Origin of the sequence: Fructobacillus tropaeoli (assembly GCF_016860625.1) — a bacterium.
Classification (GTDB): Bacteria; Bacillota; Bacilli; order Lactobacillales; family Lactobacillaceae; genus Fructobacillus; species Fructobacillus tropaeoli.
The window spans coordinates 338521-355319 of sequence record NZ_BOJU01000001.1 but is presented as its reverse complement, the minus strand read 5'-3'; the positions used below and the strand labels follow the sequence as shown (position 1 = coordinate 355319).

Sequence of the window (16799 nt, the reverse complement as noted above, 5' to 3'; positions counted from 1 at the left end):
TAAACTTGGCGTTAGTTAGTTAGTTAGTTGGATGAGGTAAGTTGTTGGTCTGATATAGATAGTTTATGATTTAGGCCCTAAAAGGATTAAAAGTAAGAGTTCTGTTATCTTTGTGATAATAATATTTATTGCTTGCGTTAATTGGATAGATTTAGCTGAGATAGCAACCTTCATTTAAAGCAGATTTAACATAAGAATGTTCTAATGTGAAGAAAGTATATTGACGCTAAGTAATATTGCATATATACTTGAAACGTCAAGTTACGTTAGTGTTGAATGACGATGCTAGGGTGCAGGGATAATATAAATATAAGGAGTCTGCAAGATGTTTAGAAACAAGAAAATCTTGCTAACTATGACAGCGGTGACTGTCGTTTTAACACTGGGGGCCACTACTTTTATTGTTAATGCTGTTACGAATCCAACTGATCAAGAACAAGGATTTATAGCGAAAAAGAAAAGTAGTTCGGCCCAATCTTCTAGTGAGAAAAGTGTTTCTTCGATTAGTCAAAAAGCGCAGTCGGCAACTAGTAGCAGTCAGAGTGCAGCTGTGACAAGTTCTAATACTGGTAAACAGGGTGTTAATTCTAGCTCCAATATGGGTACTAGTTCTAGCACAAATTCATCTTCAACTTCGTCTACTTCGATTCCATCGGTAAGCAATATTCTTACTCAAGACGATTTTCGTTCTAGTGATGATTTAGCTTATCGTATGATTGTCCTCTATGGTTTGGCCTATGGGGATAATCAATGGCAGAAGTTGAGTTTGATGCAGTCAAAAGGAATTATTTTAACAAAGGTTGCCAATCAGTCGAATCCAGCATTCGTAGCTAAAGTTGTTGATGGTACCGATAGCGACATTGCTTATTATAAGTACTTGATGAATGATACAAGTACGGCAAGCCAAAACGGGACAAAGCCGATGTCATTTAGTCAGAATAGCACTACTGACTATCGAGCATCAATTACTGATGTTTTGAACTATGTGAACTCAATTGGTGGTCGTCAAGCAGTACAGAAAATGAAGTTTCAGTTGGTTGAAACTTCAAACTAAATTTTATTAAACTGTGTTAAAAGCACGTGATAATTTTTATCACGTGCTTTTTGAATAAAGATTTAAAGCTGTACTTTATTGATATGGGAAGGCAAGAAATGTTTCGTTAAAAATTAAAAAACTAAATGCAGAATGATAGGTTATATTTTCCAGGTTGGGGTGAATGTTTAGAGATGATTATCTTTAATTTCTGCTAATATAGTTATTGTGCTAATTTTACGAAAGCCCCCTTAGGAATGGGATAATTAATAATGACTAAAAGAAAAAAAGTATTGATTCTGCTAAGCTTCTGCCTCCTAATCATTGGTATTGGATTAGGAACCTTTAGCCATTTTCAAACTAAACATGAATCGAAAAAAACGACGAATTTGAGTGATAAAATCGGGCAAGTGGCTCACTATACGCGAGCTGAAATGAATAAGATTCCAGAATTATTATCAAATAAACAGTATTTAGCCCCAACAATCGACCATGAATCCTTGCAGCAAGAGATTCCGGGCGCTAACGTTTATGATGAAACAACTGGTAAAACGGTGAGGATGGATGTCTGGGACTCTTGGCCAGTAACCAACCCCGATGGGACAGTGGCTAAATTCCATGGCTATGGACTAGTTGTTGGTTTAACGGCTAAGAATGGTCGTTATTCAGGAGCGCCCACGAAGATGGGAATGTTCTTGCAGAAAAATAATGCCAAGCAGGATGATTTGAGTACTTGGCACTTTGTGGGTTACGTCTTTAGCTCAAAAACTGAGGGGGTTGCGGACAAAGATTACGACAAGTATTTGCAGAACTCTATTGGTGAATGGTCTGGATCAACCGTTTTGATGAAAACCAAGGATAATACCCTCCGATTCTTCTATGCAAACGCATATAAGGAAAGTGGCATATCAGCTCAGGTTTTGACAACAGCTCAAATTACGGTGAATCCAAAAGATAGCAAAAACTGGTCGTCAGGATTGAGCATTGACCATACAAAGACAACCGATCGAAAAACAGTCTTTTCGGGTGACGGTAAAATTTATCAAACCGCTGACCAAGGTGAAGGAAAGGGAAATTATTTTAGCGACGACATCACGTTGCGCGACCCACACTTTGTTCAAGACGGTGATAAGTACTATCTTGCCTTTGAAGGCAATACCGGGCCCGAGTATAACTACCAAGGCGTCAACAATTTTACTAACCAAGCGTACTATGGAAAATCAGCTTTCTTTAAGAGTGATTCAGCACGTTTACTGTCCAATAAGAATACAGCAGAATATGAAAAGACTTATTTTGCTAATGGCGCCATTGGAAAGGTCGAATTGAATAAAGACTTTTCTGTTAAAATGGTGATGAAACCAATGGTCACTGGGAACGCAACCAATGATGAATTAGAACGAATTAACCTCTTTAAGCACAATGGGCGCTGGGTACGTCTTCACATCGACTTGGGGCTTCCATATGGCAACCGACAATGAAGCCATTACGAAAAATTCTTACTTGCTAGGATTTAGCTCTGATGAGGGCATTAACGGTACCTACAAACCATTGAATTCCAATGGGTTAGTGATTGCCGGACAAGGTGAGGGCACTAATCCGACAAGCTTTACTTATTCTTACCTAGTTATTCCGAATGGCAATGATAAAAGCAATCGCTTTGTTGTGACCTCGTTTGAAAAGAATAGTACCTTCGCGCCAAGCTATTTGTTGAATATCAATGGCAACAAAACTTCGATGATTACTAACAAAATCTTGGGTCAGGGTGTTTTGACTGATAATGGTAAGTACTTTAGTGCTAGGTCGCAAAAGTTAAAATAAAGATTTAGACTGAACCAGTTGCCGATAGCGAATCGGTAACTGGTTTTTTGGTGCTGAGTTAATGATAGATGGCACTATTTTATTACCTATCACCCCAATAAACACGTAAAATACCACCTAGGTGGTATCTTATGAAAGTTAAAGAGAAAATGATGCAACAAAAGGGAGAGCGAAGTATGCTATTACTAATAATGATACTGGTTTTTGCAATTGGGATTTTTATGTATGTAACACTTGTGGTAGGATATTTCGCATTGACAGTTATTTTCTTAATTTTGAAATTAATCGTGAATGTCATTAGCGATTATTTGTCGATGAGACGGACAAAAGACATTCAGAAAGATAGAATAAGGCACTGAAAGCTGTTTCGTGAATTTTCACAGAAAAGTTGGATTTATGTCGAGAAAACGATAATCTTGCTGATTTTAAAAGAAGATATTTTAAATCCTACCTTTTCCACAACTGGTTTGTTAGTTTACAATACTTATGAATGATTTTTTAAAACAACACACGTAACGGATTCAGGAGGAAGAAACGCATGGCAAAAGAAGTAACAATTGGCAAGACTGATGTGAAGACAACTAAGCTTGGTTTGGGGACCAACAAGGTCGGTGGTCACAACTTTTTTCCTGGTTTGAAAGATGAAGACGGCTATGCCTTGGTCAAAGAAGCCCTGGATGCAGGGGTGGTTTTGATTGATACCGCCTATATGTACGGGGAAGGTCGGTCCGAGGAAATTATTGGTGATGTGATTCAAAATTATGACCGATCAAAGATTGTGATTGCGACCAAGGGGGCTCAGGATGCCAGCAACGGTAATAAGCCTAACAACAGTCCAGCATTTTTGAAGCAAGCCGTCGAGGACTCCTTGAAGCGTTTGAAGACCAATTATATCGATATCTTTTACATCCACTTTCCAGATGAAGCAACGCCAAAAGACGAGGCCGTTGCGGCATTGAACGAATTGAAGGAAGCCGGTAAGATTCGGGCAATTGGGGTGTCAAACTTTAGCCTTGAGCAGATTAAAGAGGCCAATAAGAATAACCAAGTTGATATTGTCGAAGATCACTACAGCTTGGTTTACCGTGGGGCCGAAAAGGATGAGTGGGCTTACTTAAATGAAAATCAGATTTCCTTTGTTCCATATTTTCCATTGGCATCTGGCCTTTTGACGGGTAAGTACATGAAGGACGATTACGCTAAGTTTGAAAAGCAATATAGCCAGGACCAATTTAATACCATTTTGTCTGCCTCGGACAAGGTGAAGGCGATTGCTGGTGGCCATGGTGTGACTGTTGCCCAAACAATCTTGGCTTGGTACATTGCTAACCCTGCCATTGGCGCCGTGATTCCTGGTGCACGTAATGCTGATCAGGTGGAAGCAAACGTTAAGGCCTTGGATGTTGATTTAACGCAAGACGAATATGAGCAAATTGATCAGGCGTTTGCGGCTTTTAAGTAATCACGATTAGAAGATCAGCAGCTGGTCATGATTGTGTAAGTCATGAGCGATAGTTGACAACTTGCTAGCAAATAAATGATCTCAACAAAAAATCCCCCAACTCTTTATGAGTTGGGGGATTTCGTTTATCAATATTAATTGATTACTTTACGTACTTAGCCAAACGTGACTTTTGACGTGAAGCCTTGTTCTTCTTGATCAATCCCTTTGATTGGGCGTGATCGATAGCTGATGATACTTGCTTGTACATTTCAGCAGTATCAGCAGATCCGGCCTTGGCAGCCTTCAAGAAGCGCTTAACGGCAGTGCGGTAAGCTGACTTTTGTGGTTCGTTACGATCGTGCTGCTTAGCACTCAAACGAACTCGTTGAATTGATGATTCAATAATTGGCATATGTCCGTCTCCTTAAATTTGATTCTGGTTATTTGTAAGCAAAAGCTTAACGACGCAAACCTAAGCGCTTGATCAATTCACGGTAACGCGTAACGTCAGTACCACGGAGGTAACGGAGCAAGTTACGACGGCGACCGATCTTCTTCAAAAGACCACGTTGTGAATGAAAATCATGCTTGTGCGTTTCCATGTGACCGTTCAATTCGTTGATGTCAGCAGTCAAAACTGCAACTTGAACTTCCACTGAACCAGTATCGCCTTCATGGCGGGCATATTCCTTCATGATTTCGTTCTTACGTTCTTGTGTAAGGGCCATAATCATTTCCACCTTTCTTAAATGTCTCCAAGTGCTGAGAGAAACGACGGTGAGACGTTAATCTAAGGACTTGGACAGTTGTTTTGACAACATGACTAATTATACGGGTTTTTCAAAAAAAATCAAGGATGCCTTGACATTCAAGGGAAAATCAGCTTCATCCTTTTCTTAATTGGCAAGCATTCTGCCATTTAGCAGGGGCAACTATGGGCTTTTATGGTAGAATAGAACAGTAATTACATCAGAAAGGATAGCCTTGAAAAAGACGGAGAAATCCGCTTTTTCAGGCAGGTGACCCCATGGCAACATCAATTTCAAAAGAAGAAGTCGCTCACGTTGCTGACTTGGCCAAGCTGAGCTTTTCCGACCAGGAACTTGAGCACTTCACTGGACAACTTCAGGAAATCGTGGCAATGTGCGAGAAGATGGCAGAGGTGGATACAACCAATGTCGAGCCAACTTTCTCAGTAACACCGAATGTGAACCATTTACGAGAAGATGTTGCGGACAATTGGCATGAAAAGAAGGCTTTGTTGGCCCAAGCACCAGACGAGGCAGCCGACTTAATTAAGGTGCCCGCTATTTTGAACGGGGAGGACGAAGCTTAATGACTTTTAATTATTTTGACAAGACCTTAGCCGACTTGAATGCTGATTTGAAAGCTGGCAAAATCACGGCCGAAGAATTGACCAAGGAAACTTTGGCCAACATTCAGGCAACTGATGAAGACTTGCAATCCTTCGTCCGGATGCACGAAGACGAAGCCTTAGCCAAGGCTCGTGCCGTCGATGAAAAGGGTGATTTCTCAAATCCTTTGGCTGGAATTCCAATGGCTATCAAGGACAATATCGCCACAAACGGTTTGGAAACAACGGGTGCTTCCCACATTTTGTCAGGGTTCAAGCCAGTTTATGATGCAACGGTCACAACCAAGTTGAACGATGCCGGTGCCGTTATCGTTGGTAAGGCCAACATGGATGAATTCGCCATGGGTGGGTCAACCGAAACTTCTTACTACAAGAAGACGAAGAATGCCTGGGATCACACGAAGGTTCCCGGTGGTTCATCTGGTGGATCGGCTGCGGCTGTTGCTGCTGGTCAGGTTCCTTATGCGCTTGGTTCTGATACTGGTGGATCGATTCGTCAGCCAGCCGCCTTCAACGGTTTGGTGGGGATGAAGCCGACTTATGGTCGAGTATCACGTTTTGGACTCTTTGCCATGGCTTCATCTTTGGACCAAATCGGTCCATTGACCCGGACGGTCAAGGACAACGCCTTGGTTTTGAATGCCATTTCTGGTTTTGACAAGAAGGACTCAACTTCTGTTGAATTGGAAGTTCCTGATTTTGCCGAAAAGATTGGTCAAGACATCAAGGGCATGAAGATTGCCGTTCCTGAAGAATACTTCCAAGAAGGAATTTCAGATGAAGTGGCCACACAGGTTAAGGCTGCCATTGTCCAATTAGAAGCCATGGGAGCAACCGTTGATAAGGTTTCATTACCACACACGCAATACGGGGTTGCTGCTTACTACATCTTGATGTCATCAGAAGCTTCTTCAAACTTGCAGCGTTACGACGGTATCCGTTACGGTTTCCGTGCACCAGATGCTAAGTCATTGGAAGAAGTTTATAAGAACACTCGAACGGAAGGTTTCGGAGACGAAGTTAAGCGCCGGATTATGTTGGGAACATTCTCCCTTTCAGCTGGTGCCTACGATGCCTTCTTCAAGAAGGCCGCTCAAATTCGAACATTGATTATCGAAGACTTTAATAAGGTCTTTGCTGACTATGATTTGATTGTTGGCCCAACGACACCAACCCAACCTTACGGTATTGGTGAAGAAATCGGTGATCCAAAGACCATGTACTTGGGCGATGTTTTGACGATTCCAGTGAACTTGGCTGGTTTGCCAGGACTGTCCATCAATGCTGGCTTTAATGGTGGCATGCCAGTCGGTATGCAGTTGATTGGTAAGCCATTTGATGAAGCAACCCTTTACCAAGTTGCTTATGCCTTTGAACAAGTAAACCACTTCTACGACCAACATCCGGTTGTCGAAGGGAAATAAGGAGGGGACAAATGGCAAACGAAAATTTTGAAACAACCATTGGGCTTGAAGTCCACGTTGAAATGCAGACAAATTCTAAGCTGCTGTCACCTTCACCCGTTCACTATGGGGATGCGCCTAACGAAAACACTAACGTAATCGACTGGGGTTACCCAGGGGTCTTGCCTGTTGCCAACAAGGGTGCTATTGAGTACGGTATGCGTGTAGCTTTGGCTTTGCATGCTGAAATCACAGAAGACATTCGTTGGGACCGGAAGAACTACGTTTATCCGGATAACCCAAAGTCATACCAGACAACCCAAATGCGAACACCATTGGGTCGTCACGGCTACCTAGACGTTAACATGCCTGATGGTAGCGTAAAGCGAATTGGGATTGAAGAACTCCACGTTGAAGAAGATGCTGGAAAGAACACCCACGGTACCGATGGTTATTCATACGTTGATTTGAACCGTCAGGGAACACCGTTGGTTGAAATCGTGTCCAAGCCTGATTTGTCTTCACCAGAGGAAGCCTACGCTTACCTGGAACAATTGCGTCGAGTTGTCTTGTTTACGGGTGTTTCGGAAGCCAAGATGCAAGAAGGACAGATGCGAGCTGATGTCAACGTGTCATTGCGTCCACGAGGGTCAAAGACCTATGGAACACGAGTGGAAATGAAGAACATTAACTCCTTCCACTATGTCCAATCTGCTTTGGAATTCGAAGAACGTCGTCAGGCACAGGTTATTCGTTCTGGTGGCAAGGTTCGCCAGGAAACTCGTCGTTACGATGAGCCAACCAAGTCAACGCTTTTGATGCGGGTTAAGGAAGTAGCGGATGATTACCGTTACTTCCCAGAACCTGATTTGTCACCAATCCACATTGATCAAGCCTGGATTGACCGTGTTCAAGCTGAATTGCCAAAGTCAGCAGGGGACCGACAAGTGGCCTATGTACAAGACCTTGGTTTGGAACAATACGATGCCGAAGTTTTGACGCAAACGTTGGCAATGGCGAACTTCTTTGACGCCGCTGTCAATGCTGGAGCCGATTCAAAATCAGCTGCAAAGCGTGTTGCCAACTACTTAATCGGCGACGTGAACGCCTACTTGAACAAGAACCAGGTTGAATTGCAGGATACTGATTTGACTCCTGAAAACTTGGCCGGCATGGTGAAGTTAATTGAAGACGGTACCATCTCAACTAAGCAAGCCAAGAAGGTCTTTGAGGCCATCATGGAAGGTGAAGAGCCCGAAGCCTACGCTAAGGCACAAGGTTTGGTTCAGATTTCTGACCCAGCCGTTTTGACACCAATGATCAATGAGGTCTTGGATGACAACCCACAGTCAATTGAAGACTTTAAGGGTGGTAAGGACCGGGCAACTGGCTTCTTGATTGGCCAGTTGATGAAGAAGTCCAAGGGTCAGGCCAACCCTGGTGTCTTGAACAGGCTTTTGTTAGCCGAGTTGAACAAGCGCTAACCAATAATCAAGCAGTAATTGTCGGTTGACCAAAGTGGTTGGCCTTGTTACTGTCATAAAAGCACCGCATTGCGGGCTTTTGTACATATATTTTAGGAGGAAGTCGAGGCTTTACTGATTGTAGGAATGGTCGGGAAGCTTTGCAGGTGAGTCATGAAACGAGCACGAATTATCTATAACCCCAGTTCGGGTCGGGAAACAGCGAAAAGGGAAATGTTAGGCATTATCCGAGTGTATGAAGAGGCGGGGTACGAAACATCGACCTATGCCACCACTCCGGAACCTTTTTCAGCACAAAAGGAAGCGACCCGAGCCGCCTTCGAGGGATTTGATTTAATCGTAGCTGCTGGTGGTGACGGGACAATCAACGAGGTTGTCAACGGGATTGCGCCCTTGAAGCGTCGGCCTAAAATCGCGATTATTCCGGCTGGGACAACCAACGACTACGCCCGAGCCCTGAAGGTTTCTCGTGATGATCCATTGGAAGCTGCCAAGGTGATTTTGAAAGGGCAGACGATTAAGATGGATATCGGTCGGATTTCGACTCGAGGTGGCTTAGTGGAAGAGGAAGGGCAAATTTCGGCCCCCGCCGATGCCCGCTACTTTATGAATATTGCTGCCTTGGGGACGCTTTCCGAAGTAACTTATGCCGTACCGTCCGTGATGAAGTCACTTTATGGTTACTTGGCCTACTTGGTTAAGGGGGCCGAGTTATTGACCCGGTTGGAACCAGTGAAGGCCAAGGTTGTTTATGATGACGGCGAGTATGATGGCGACATCTCGATGATTTTCTTGGCCCTGACCAATTCGGTTGGTGGCTTTGAATCCATCGTGCCCGATGCCAAATTAGATGACGGTCAATTTACGCTATTGATTGTTAAGGCCGCTAACTTGTGGCAGATTACGCAGTTGGCCGCTCAGGTTTTGAACGGTTCACACGTGAATAACCCACAGCTGATTTATAAGAAGACGTCAAAGGTTAAAATCACACCACTATCAGATGACCACCCAATCAAGGTGAACCTTGATGGTGAGTATGGTGGGGATGCGCCGATGACCTTTGAGAACTTAAAACAGCACATTGAATTCGTTGCTGATTTGTCAGCTATTGACGTGGATGCAACGAATGCTAAGATTCAAGAAGAGTTCGTGGAACAGGTTGAAGCCCTGGAGGCGACCCAGCACGAACCAAAAGCAGATGAGAAGGAAAATAACTAAGCATGGCTAAAGCCAACCGCACAATTAAACAGGCCGCTCCGGTCCATAAAAATGAAGTCATCACTGCTTCAGTGACCGATTTGACTTATCAAGGCCTTGGCGTGGCGAAGGTGGATGGTTTTCCGCTCTTTGTAACTGATGCTCTTCCTGGTGAAAAGGCCGAAATTTTGGTGACAAAGGTCCTAAAAAATTACGGCTTTGCCCGTGTACAACGTTTGTTGGAAAAATCAGCAGACCGAGTTGAATTAACGGATCAGTTGGCCTTAACGACTGGAATTGCCCCGCTAGCAAATTTGGCTTATCCGGCCCAGTTGGCCTGGAAAAAGTCCCAGGTACAGGAATTATTTAAGAAGGCCCGCCTCGACGTTGAGGTGGCCGATACAATTGGGATGGCGGACCCAATCCACTACCGAAATAAGGCGCAAGTACCGGCGCGAATGATTAACGGTCGCCTAGAAACCGGCTTTTTCCGGCGTGGATCGCACAAGTTGATTCCGACCGATTCTTTCTATATCCAAGACCCGGCCGTGGATGAAGCAATCCGCGTGACACGGGATGTCTTACAAGAGTTTGGCATTTCTGCCTACGATGAAGAAGAGGACCGCGGTGTTATCCGCCATGTCATGGCTCGAATTGGTAAAGCAACCGGTGAATTAATGGTTGTTTTGGTGACGAAAACCAAGAAGTTACCAGAAGCAGAGGCCATTGCAGCAGAACTAAGGGCGCGTTTGCCAAAGCTTGAATCGGTGATTCAAAATGTCAATAAGGCCCAAACAAACGTGATTATGGGCTATCAAAATCAGGTCTTGTGGGGAAAGCCAGCCATTGAGGATATCTTGCTGGGCAAGAAGTACCTGATTGGCCCTAATTCTTTCTACCAGGTCAATCCCGAAACGACTGCTAAGCTTTACCAGTTGGCGAAGGAAAAGGCTGAATTGAAGAAAATCGATATCGTGATTGATGCCTACTGTGGAATCGGAACGATTGCCTTGACTGTGGCGAACGATGTGGCCGAAGTCTATGGGGTCGAATTGGTCGAAGCAGCCATTAACGATGCCGAGGAAAACGCACGCATTAACCAGGTCACCAATAGCCACTTTGTTGCGGCCGATGCGCCAAGTCAGATGCTCAAGTGGGCTGAAGAAGGCCTCAAGGCGGATGTTGTCTTTGTTGATCCGCCTCGCAAGGGCTTAACAGCTGATTTTATTGAAGCCGTTAGTGAAATCAGCCCAAAGCGCTTGGTTTATGTCTCATGTAACCCAGCGACGATGGTACGTGATATTAAGGATTTGGTGGACCATGGCTATGCCCTTGAGGGTGCTATCCAACCGGTTGATCAGTTCCCACAAACAACTCATGTGGAAGCAGTGGCAGTGCTGACAAAATAAGCCTAGTTGTCAGTTTGACAAGTAGGCTTTTCTTATTTCAAATACTTTTTAGGATGAGGTATCACCATGGCAACAGATCAAATTATTTTCCGTCCAGCAATAGTAGCCGATGCGGCCGAATTATTAGCGATTTATGCGCCCTACATTCGAGAAACAGCCATCACCTTTGAGTACGATGTACCGACGGTTGCTGAGTTTCAAGCACGGATTGAAACAACGTTAAAGACGCATCCATACATCGTGGCCGTTTTGGATGGCGTGATTTTGGGCTATGCTTATACGAGTCCGATGGGCTCACGCCAAGCCTATGCCTGGTCGGTTGAAACCTCAATTTATATTCGCCAGGACGAGCGTCACCATGGTTTAGGTAAGCGCCTGTACAAAATTATTGAGCAAATTTCTCGTGATCAAAACATTATCAATGTGAATGCCTGCATCGCCGTGCCAAAGGTCGATGATGAACATCTGACATCAAATAGTCGTGATTTTCATGAGCACATGGGCTACCGCTATGTTGGCGTCTTTGACCAGATTGGCTATAAGTTTGATACTTGGTACGATTTGGTCTGGATGCAAAAAGCGGTTTTGGATTATCCAGCAGAGCCAAAGCCGGTGGTGAGCTTTGCTGATTTATTAAAAGATGGTTATCAAATTAGTGAATAAAAAAAGTCTTTTGTCAATCTGACTCGTCAAATGGCAGTGAAAGGCAAGAACAACGGTAACATCGTTTAAAAACTGTTAAGAGGAGGGCCATTCATGGCGACAAAAGAACCAACCCCGATGATGGTGCAGTACCATCAAATTAAGGACCAATACCCCGACGCCTTCGTGTTTTACCGAATGGGCGATTTTTATGAGCTCTTTGAAGATGATGCGATTAAAGGGGCCAAAATTCTCGAGTTAACTTTAACGGCACGGAATAAAAATTCGGCTGAACCAATTCCAATGGCCGGAATTCCTCACCATGCTGTGTCAGCCTATATCGACATCTTGGTCGATGCGGGCCATAAGGTGGCCATTGTTGAGCAAATGGAAGATCCGGCAACGGCTAAGGGGATGGTTAAAAGGGATGTTGTCCAGTTAATTACGCCGGGGACGAAGCTCTCCTCAAAGAATGGGGATGGCAAGGATAATAACTTTTTGGCTGCTGTGGTGGCAACCGGATCACGTCCGGGGGATGCCGACCAGGCAGCTTTTGCCTTGTCTTATATCGACCTTTCAACCGGTGAACTGAAGGCAACGGAATTGATGGATGAGAGCGCCGTTTTAGATGAATTAGGCGCTTTGGAGGTGAAGGAAGTCGTCTTAGCAAAAGAGGGCGATTTTTCAACTCCAGCATTGGCGGATGCCATTGGCGAAAAGGGACTGGTCGTTTCCTATCAGGGACCCGTTCAGCCTTCCGCTACAATTACTTATTTAACGAAAGATTTAAAAAATACTGCCAAGCAGACGGTTACTAGGCTGCTCCTTCAGTACTTATTTGATACGCAAAAGCGGTCTTTGGACCACATTATGCCGGTTCAAACATATGAGCGCCAGGCCTATTTGGTGTTTAACCAGGTGACACGGGTCAACCTGGATTTGGTTGAAAATGCGCGCACCAAGCAAAAGACTGGCTCTCTTTTTGCGCTCTTAGACCAAACGAAGACGGCCATGGGTGGTCGGCTATTGAAGCAGTGGCTGATTAAGCCCTTGAAGGATTTGGAGAAAATCCAGGCCCGCCAGGATGCCGTGGCTGCTTTTAAGGATGACTTTTTCACCCGAGGAACAGTCCAGGACCAATTAAAGTACGTTTATGATTTGGAACGTTTAGCCGCTAAGGCTGCTTTAGGGACGATTAATGCCCGTGATTTGGTGCAACTAAAGCGCTCGCTTCAGGCGGTACCGGACATGCAGGCTGCCTTGAAGGCTGACCATGTTAACCCAATCTTGCAGGCTGCTGGGGAAGAAATCGACCCATTACTTGATTTGGCGAGCCTGATTGACCAAGCCATTGTTCCTGAACCACCAATTTCAGTTCGTGATGGTGATTTAATTAAGCCGGGTTATGATGATTTGGTTGATTCTTACAACCAGGCCTTGGCCGATAACCAAGATTGGCTAGCAGCTTATCAAAAGCAAGAACAAGAAGCGACTGGCATTTCGACTTTAAAGGTCAAGTACAACAAAAATTTTGGTTACTTTATCGAAGTGACTAAGGTGAACCTCGATAAATTAGAAGAGGGACGTTACCATCGCAAACAGACATTGACGAATGCTGAGCGATTTACAACGCCTGAATTGAAGGAACACGAGGACCTAATTTTTGCGGCGCAGACCAAACGCTTTGACCGTGAATATGACTTGTTCTTGGCTATCCGCGCCAAGGTCAAGGAAGAAATCAGTCGATTGCAGACTTTAGCGCAAAAGATTGCCCGACTTGATGTTTTGGCTGCCTTGGCTGATGTTGCTGAAAACCGTCATTTTACCAAGCCATCGTTTAAAACGGATGGCGACCGGGCATTAACGATTAAGCAGGGCCGTCATCCGGTGATTGAATCTCTCTTGGGACCCGGTGAATATGTTGCCAATGATGTCTTCTTTGACGAAAAAACCAAGATTCAACTGGTAACCGGACCGAATATGGCTGGTAAGTCAACGTACATGCGCCAGGTTGCCTTAATCGTGGTGTTGGCCCAAATGGGGGCATTCGTGCCAGCCGATGAGACGATTTTACCAATCTTTGATCAAATCTTTACCCGAATAGGGGCCAATGATGACCTTGTTAACGGTCGGTCAACCTTTATGGTTGAAATGGCCGAGGCAAACTTGGCGTTGCAGGGTGCAACCTCACAGTCACTGATTTTATTTGATGAATTAGGACGTGGTACGGCCACTTATGATGGAATGGCTTTGGCACAGGCAATTATTGAGTACTTGGATCAAAATCTCCATGCGACCACGATTTTTGCGACCCACTACCATGAGTTAACGGCCTTGGCAGCTAGTCATCCGGCCATTCAAAACGTCCATGTTGGGGCGCAGCTAACAGACGATGGGACCTTGCATTTCTTACACCAGGTTCAGCCAGGAGCAGCCGACCGTTCTTATGGAATCCAGGTAGCTGCCTTGGCAGGATTACCTAAGTCGCTCTTAACAAATGCCGAGTCGATTTTAAAGGCCTTGGAAGCGCAGGGAGCGGGGCAAGTAGAAGGTGTTGAAGAGACGTCTTTTGTGAATTCAAACGCTGCTGTTACTAGCACTGCTAGTCAAGCGGTGACGAGTGCTTCAACTGGGGGACTGCCAATTGGAGATGGTTTGGCACAAGATATCCCGCTCTTTGAGATTGCGCCTGCTAAGGAAATGCCAGCACCAGTAGAAGTGGATCCAATTAATCCGGCTGACCAGAAAGCCCTTGATGAACTCGATCGGGTGAACCTTAACCAGTTGACTCCGTTGGCAGCCCTGAACTTGATTGCCAAATTACAGGAAATGAGGCAAGAAAATGACTAAAATTCATGAACTGCCTGAATTATTGGCCAACCAAATTGCGGCCGGCGAGGTGATTGAACGTCCCGCTTCCGTGGTCAAAGAATTGGTTGAAAACGCGATTGATGCTAATGCCACTCAAGTGGAAGTTGTGATTGAAAATAGTGGTCTAGATTTAATTAAGGTGATCGACAACGGTCAGGGAATTGATCAAGAAGAAGTACCACTGGCCTTTGTTCGCCACGCGACTTCGAAAATACAAGACCGGCATGATTTGTTTAATATCATGACTTTGGGTTTCCGTGGTGAAGCCTTGCCATCGATTGCGGCGGTTGCTGATGTTACTTTGCAGACCAGGACTCAGACAGCTGAAACCGGTTTCCTTTATCAGGTCAAAGGTGGCCAGGTGGCCCAAGAAGGTCCAACCGCCGGTCGCTTTGGGACCATTGTGGCGGTTCGCTCGCTGTTTTACAATACACCGGCTCGGCTAAAGTATTTGAAAAAGCCACAGACCGAGATGTCTCTGATGGTGGAAACCATCAATCACTTGGCCATGGCTTACCCAAATGTTGCCTTGACACTGAGTCATAATGGTAAGACTTTAGTGAGAACACCGGGTAATGGCGATTTGCGGCAGGTCTTGGCAGTTGTTTATGACCGAAAAACGGCTGAAAAAATGGTTGCTTTTGAGGGCGCTTCTGACCATTTTAAGGTGAATGGCTACTTGTCCTTACCAGAACAGACCCGGTCTTCCCGGTCTTATTTTGCCGTTTTGGTAAATCACCGTTTTGTCAAAAATTTCTCTGTTTCAAATGCGATTAGTACAGGTTATGGTTCAAAATTGATGGTTGGCCGTTTTCCAATTGGTGTCATCAATATTGAGCTGGACCCACTGTTGGTTGATGTCAATGTTCACCCTCAGAAGGCCGAGATTCGTTTGAGTGAAGAGGGGGAGCTGACGGAGCTGATTACGCAGGTCATTGCCGACCGATTGAGTGGTGAAAACCTGATTCCTGCTGCACTTGATAACTTGGGACAGGGTGAGACAGAGGAAAGTTCGGGTGCAGCGGTAGATGAGTCGACCGTTCCCGTGAAGAAGTCGGCCAAAGAGGTCCTTTCTGTTCCGGTTAAGGCTGACCGGGTGGTTGAGATTGACGACGAAAACCAACTAGCCGATGTGAAAGTTGCTGATTTTGCCAGCCGTTATGCCAAAGAAGAATACCGGCCGGCTTTTGCGGACGAAGACCAACCTCAGTCGAAGGTTGCTGAACCGTTAGCAGCTTACCAGCAAGATGTTCCCACTGACCCGTCAACTAGCGATGCCCAAGTGAATGGTGGCCTGTATGCTCATGCTGATACTGGTCTGGCTGCACTAGCCAGCCAGGCCATGGGATTGGATCTCGATTCACAGCAAAACGACGGGCTGAGCGGGCAGCAAAATCAGGACCAGCCTAAAGCGGCTCCTAAGCCAGTTAACCAAGATTTGGATTTAAGTGATGAAGCCAACAAAAAGACGGGTTTTCCTAGTTTGGATTATATTGGTCAGATGCACGGGACCTTTCTTTTTGCCCAAGACCAGGATCATTTGTACTTAATTGACCAGCATGCCGCTCAAGAACGCTTGAATTATGAGTATTATCGACGGGTGGTTGGCCAGGTAGGCGAGGACCAGCAGCAATTGCTGGCTCCGATTACTCTGACTTATTCGACCGCAGATATGTTAAAGATTGCTGATTTTCATGCAATTTTTGAGCAGGTTGGTTTGCACCTGGAAGAATTTGGGCCAAATACGATTGCTTTGTATGAGCATCCGGCCTGGATTTTAGCTGATCAGGCTGAAAGCACCATTGAAGAAATGATTGACTGGGTGCTTCATGATGGTAAGCTTACTGTAGCAGCCTTTCGTGAAAAGGCTGCGATTATGATGTCTTGTAAGCGGGCGATTAAGGCCAATTGGCATATTTCAGATGAAGAAGCGAAGACGCTCTTACGTGATTTAGCACAAGCTGAAAATCCATATAATTGCCCTCATGGTCGGCCAGTTTTGACTTCGTTTACTCTGAAGGAGATGGAGCGGATGTTTAAGCGTATCCAGGATTCACATGGATCGTGGCAGACGTACGATACCCATCCATTTTAAGCTGGTTTAGGCAATATTTATAATGAAC

The 16799-nt window shown here is 45.0% G+C and carries 15 protein-coding genes; 13 read left to right on the top strand and 2 right to left on the bottom strand.

Annotated elements, in window-relative coordinates:
- Positions 1-325: 325 nt before the first annotated feature.
- From FT12353_RS01765 to FT12353_RS01745, 5 genes are all read left to right on the top strand, one after another.
- On the top strand, positions 326-1054 hold the full coding sequence (locus FT12353_RS01765; RefSeq protein ID WP_203617608.1) for a hypothetical protein: 729 nt from the start codon (positions 326-328) through the stop codon (positions 1052-1054).
- Positions 1055-1305: 251 nt separating this feature from the next.
- Entirely contained in the window at positions 1306-2511 is a 1206-nt protein-coding gene (locus tag FT12353_RS01760; RefSeq protein ID WP_203617605.1) for a glycoside hydrolase family 68 protein, read from the top strand.
- Positions 2495-2851 (top strand): glycoside hydrolase family 68 protein, encoded by a 357-nt coding sequence (locus FT12353_RS01755; protein WP_203617603.1) that lies wholly within the window; start codon positions 2495-2497, stop codon positions 2849-2851. Before FT12353_RS01760 ends, FT12353_RS01755 begins: the two co-directional genes overlap by 17 nt.
- A 131-nt stretch (positions 2852-2982) precedes the next feature.
- Positions 2983-3210 carry a hypothetical protein gene (locus tag FT12353_RS01750; RefSeq protein WP_203617601.1) on the top strand — a complete coding sequence of 76 codons (228 nt, stop codon included), beginning with the start codon at positions 2983-2985 and terminating at the stop codon, positions 3208-3210.
- A 179-nt stretch (positions 3211-3389) separates the two neighbouring features.
- On the top strand, positions 3390-4313 hold the full coding sequence (locus FT12353_RS01745; protein WP_203617599.1) for an aldo/keto reductase: 924 nt from the start codon (positions 3390-3392) through the stop codon (positions 4311-4313).
- Between the two features lie 142 nt (positions 4314-4455).
- On the opposite strand, the gene rpsT is transcribed toward FT12353_RS01745, so the two are convergent.
- Both rpsT and rpsO read right to left on the bottom strand, forming a co-directional pair.
- A complete protein-coding gene (gene rpsT / locus FT12353_RS01740; protein WP_047974211.1) occupies positions 4456-4707 on the bottom strand; it encodes a 30S ribosomal protein S20 in 252 nt (83 codons plus the stop codon).
- Positions 4708-4753: 46 nt separating this feature from the next.
- Complete coding sequence (rpsO, locus tag FT12353_RS01735) at positions 4754-5023, bottom strand: 30S ribosomal protein S15 (protein ID WP_047974261.1); 270 nt, start codon at positions 5021-5023, stop codon at positions 4754-4756.
- Between the two features lie 299 nt (positions 5024-5322).
- Here rpsO and gatC point away from each other — a divergent pair, with 299 nt between their 5' ends.
- The 8 genes from gatC to mutL all read left to right on the top strand — a co-directional run bounded on the left by gatC (position 5323) and on the right by mutL (position 16771).
- Positions 5323-5631 (top strand): Asp-tRNA(Asn)/Glu-tRNA(Gln) amidotransferase subunit GatC, encoded by a 309-nt coding sequence (gene gatC, locus FT12353_RS01730; RefSeq protein ID WP_047974212.1) that lies wholly within the window; start codon positions 5323-5325, stop codon positions 5629-5631.
- Entirely contained in the window at positions 5631-7094 is a 1464-nt protein-coding gene (gene gatA / locus FT12353_RS01725) for an Asp-tRNA(Asn)/Glu-tRNA(Gln) amidotransferase subunit GatA (protein ID WP_203617597.1), read from the top strand. The genes gatC and gatA overlap by 1 nt, the downstream gene beginning before the upstream one ends.
- A gap of 11 nt (positions 7095-7105) precedes the next feature.
- Positions 7106-8557 carry an Asp-tRNA(Asn)/Glu-tRNA(Gln) amidotransferase subunit GatB gene (gene gatB, locus FT12353_RS01720; protein WP_203617595.1) on the top strand — a complete coding sequence of 484 codons (1452 nt, stop codon included), beginning with the start codon at positions 7106-7108 and terminating at the stop codon, positions 8555-8557.
- A 153-nt stretch (positions 8558-8710) separates the two neighbouring features.
- Positions 8711-9775: a diacylglycerol kinase family lipid kinase gene (locus FT12353_RS01715; protein WP_203617593.1), complete on the top strand. Its 1065-nt coding sequence runs from the start codon at positions 8711-8713 to the stop codon at positions 9773-9775.
- A gap of 2 nt (positions 9776-9777) precedes the next feature.
- The gene (rlmD, locus tag FT12353_RS01710; protein WP_203617591.1) at positions 9778-11163 is read left to right on the top strand and encodes a 23S rRNA (uracil(1939)-C(5))-methyltransferase RlmD; all 1386 of its coding nucleotides are present in this window, start codon (positions 9778-9780) and stop codon (positions 11161-11163) included.
- Between the two features lie 66 nt (positions 11164-11229).
- Positions 11230-11826: a GNAT family N-acetyltransferase gene (locus FT12353_RS01705; protein ID WP_203617589.1), complete on the top strand. Its 597-nt coding sequence runs from the start codon at positions 11230-11232 to the stop codon at positions 11824-11826.
- Positions 11827-11919: 93 nt separating this feature from the next.
- Positions 11920-14655 carry a DNA mismatch repair protein MutS gene (mutS, locus tag FT12353_RS01700; RefSeq protein WP_203617587.1) on the top strand — a complete coding sequence of 912 codons (2736 nt, stop codon included), beginning with the start codon at positions 11920-11922 and terminating at the stop codon, positions 14653-14655.
- Entirely contained in the window at positions 14648-16771 is a 2124-nt protein-coding gene (gene mutL, locus FT12353_RS01695) for a DNA mismatch repair endonuclease MutL (protein ID WP_203617584.1), read from the top strand. The genes mutS and mutL overlap by 8 nt, the downstream gene beginning before the upstream one ends.
- The last annotated feature ends 28 nt before the right edge of the window (positions 16772-16799 follow it).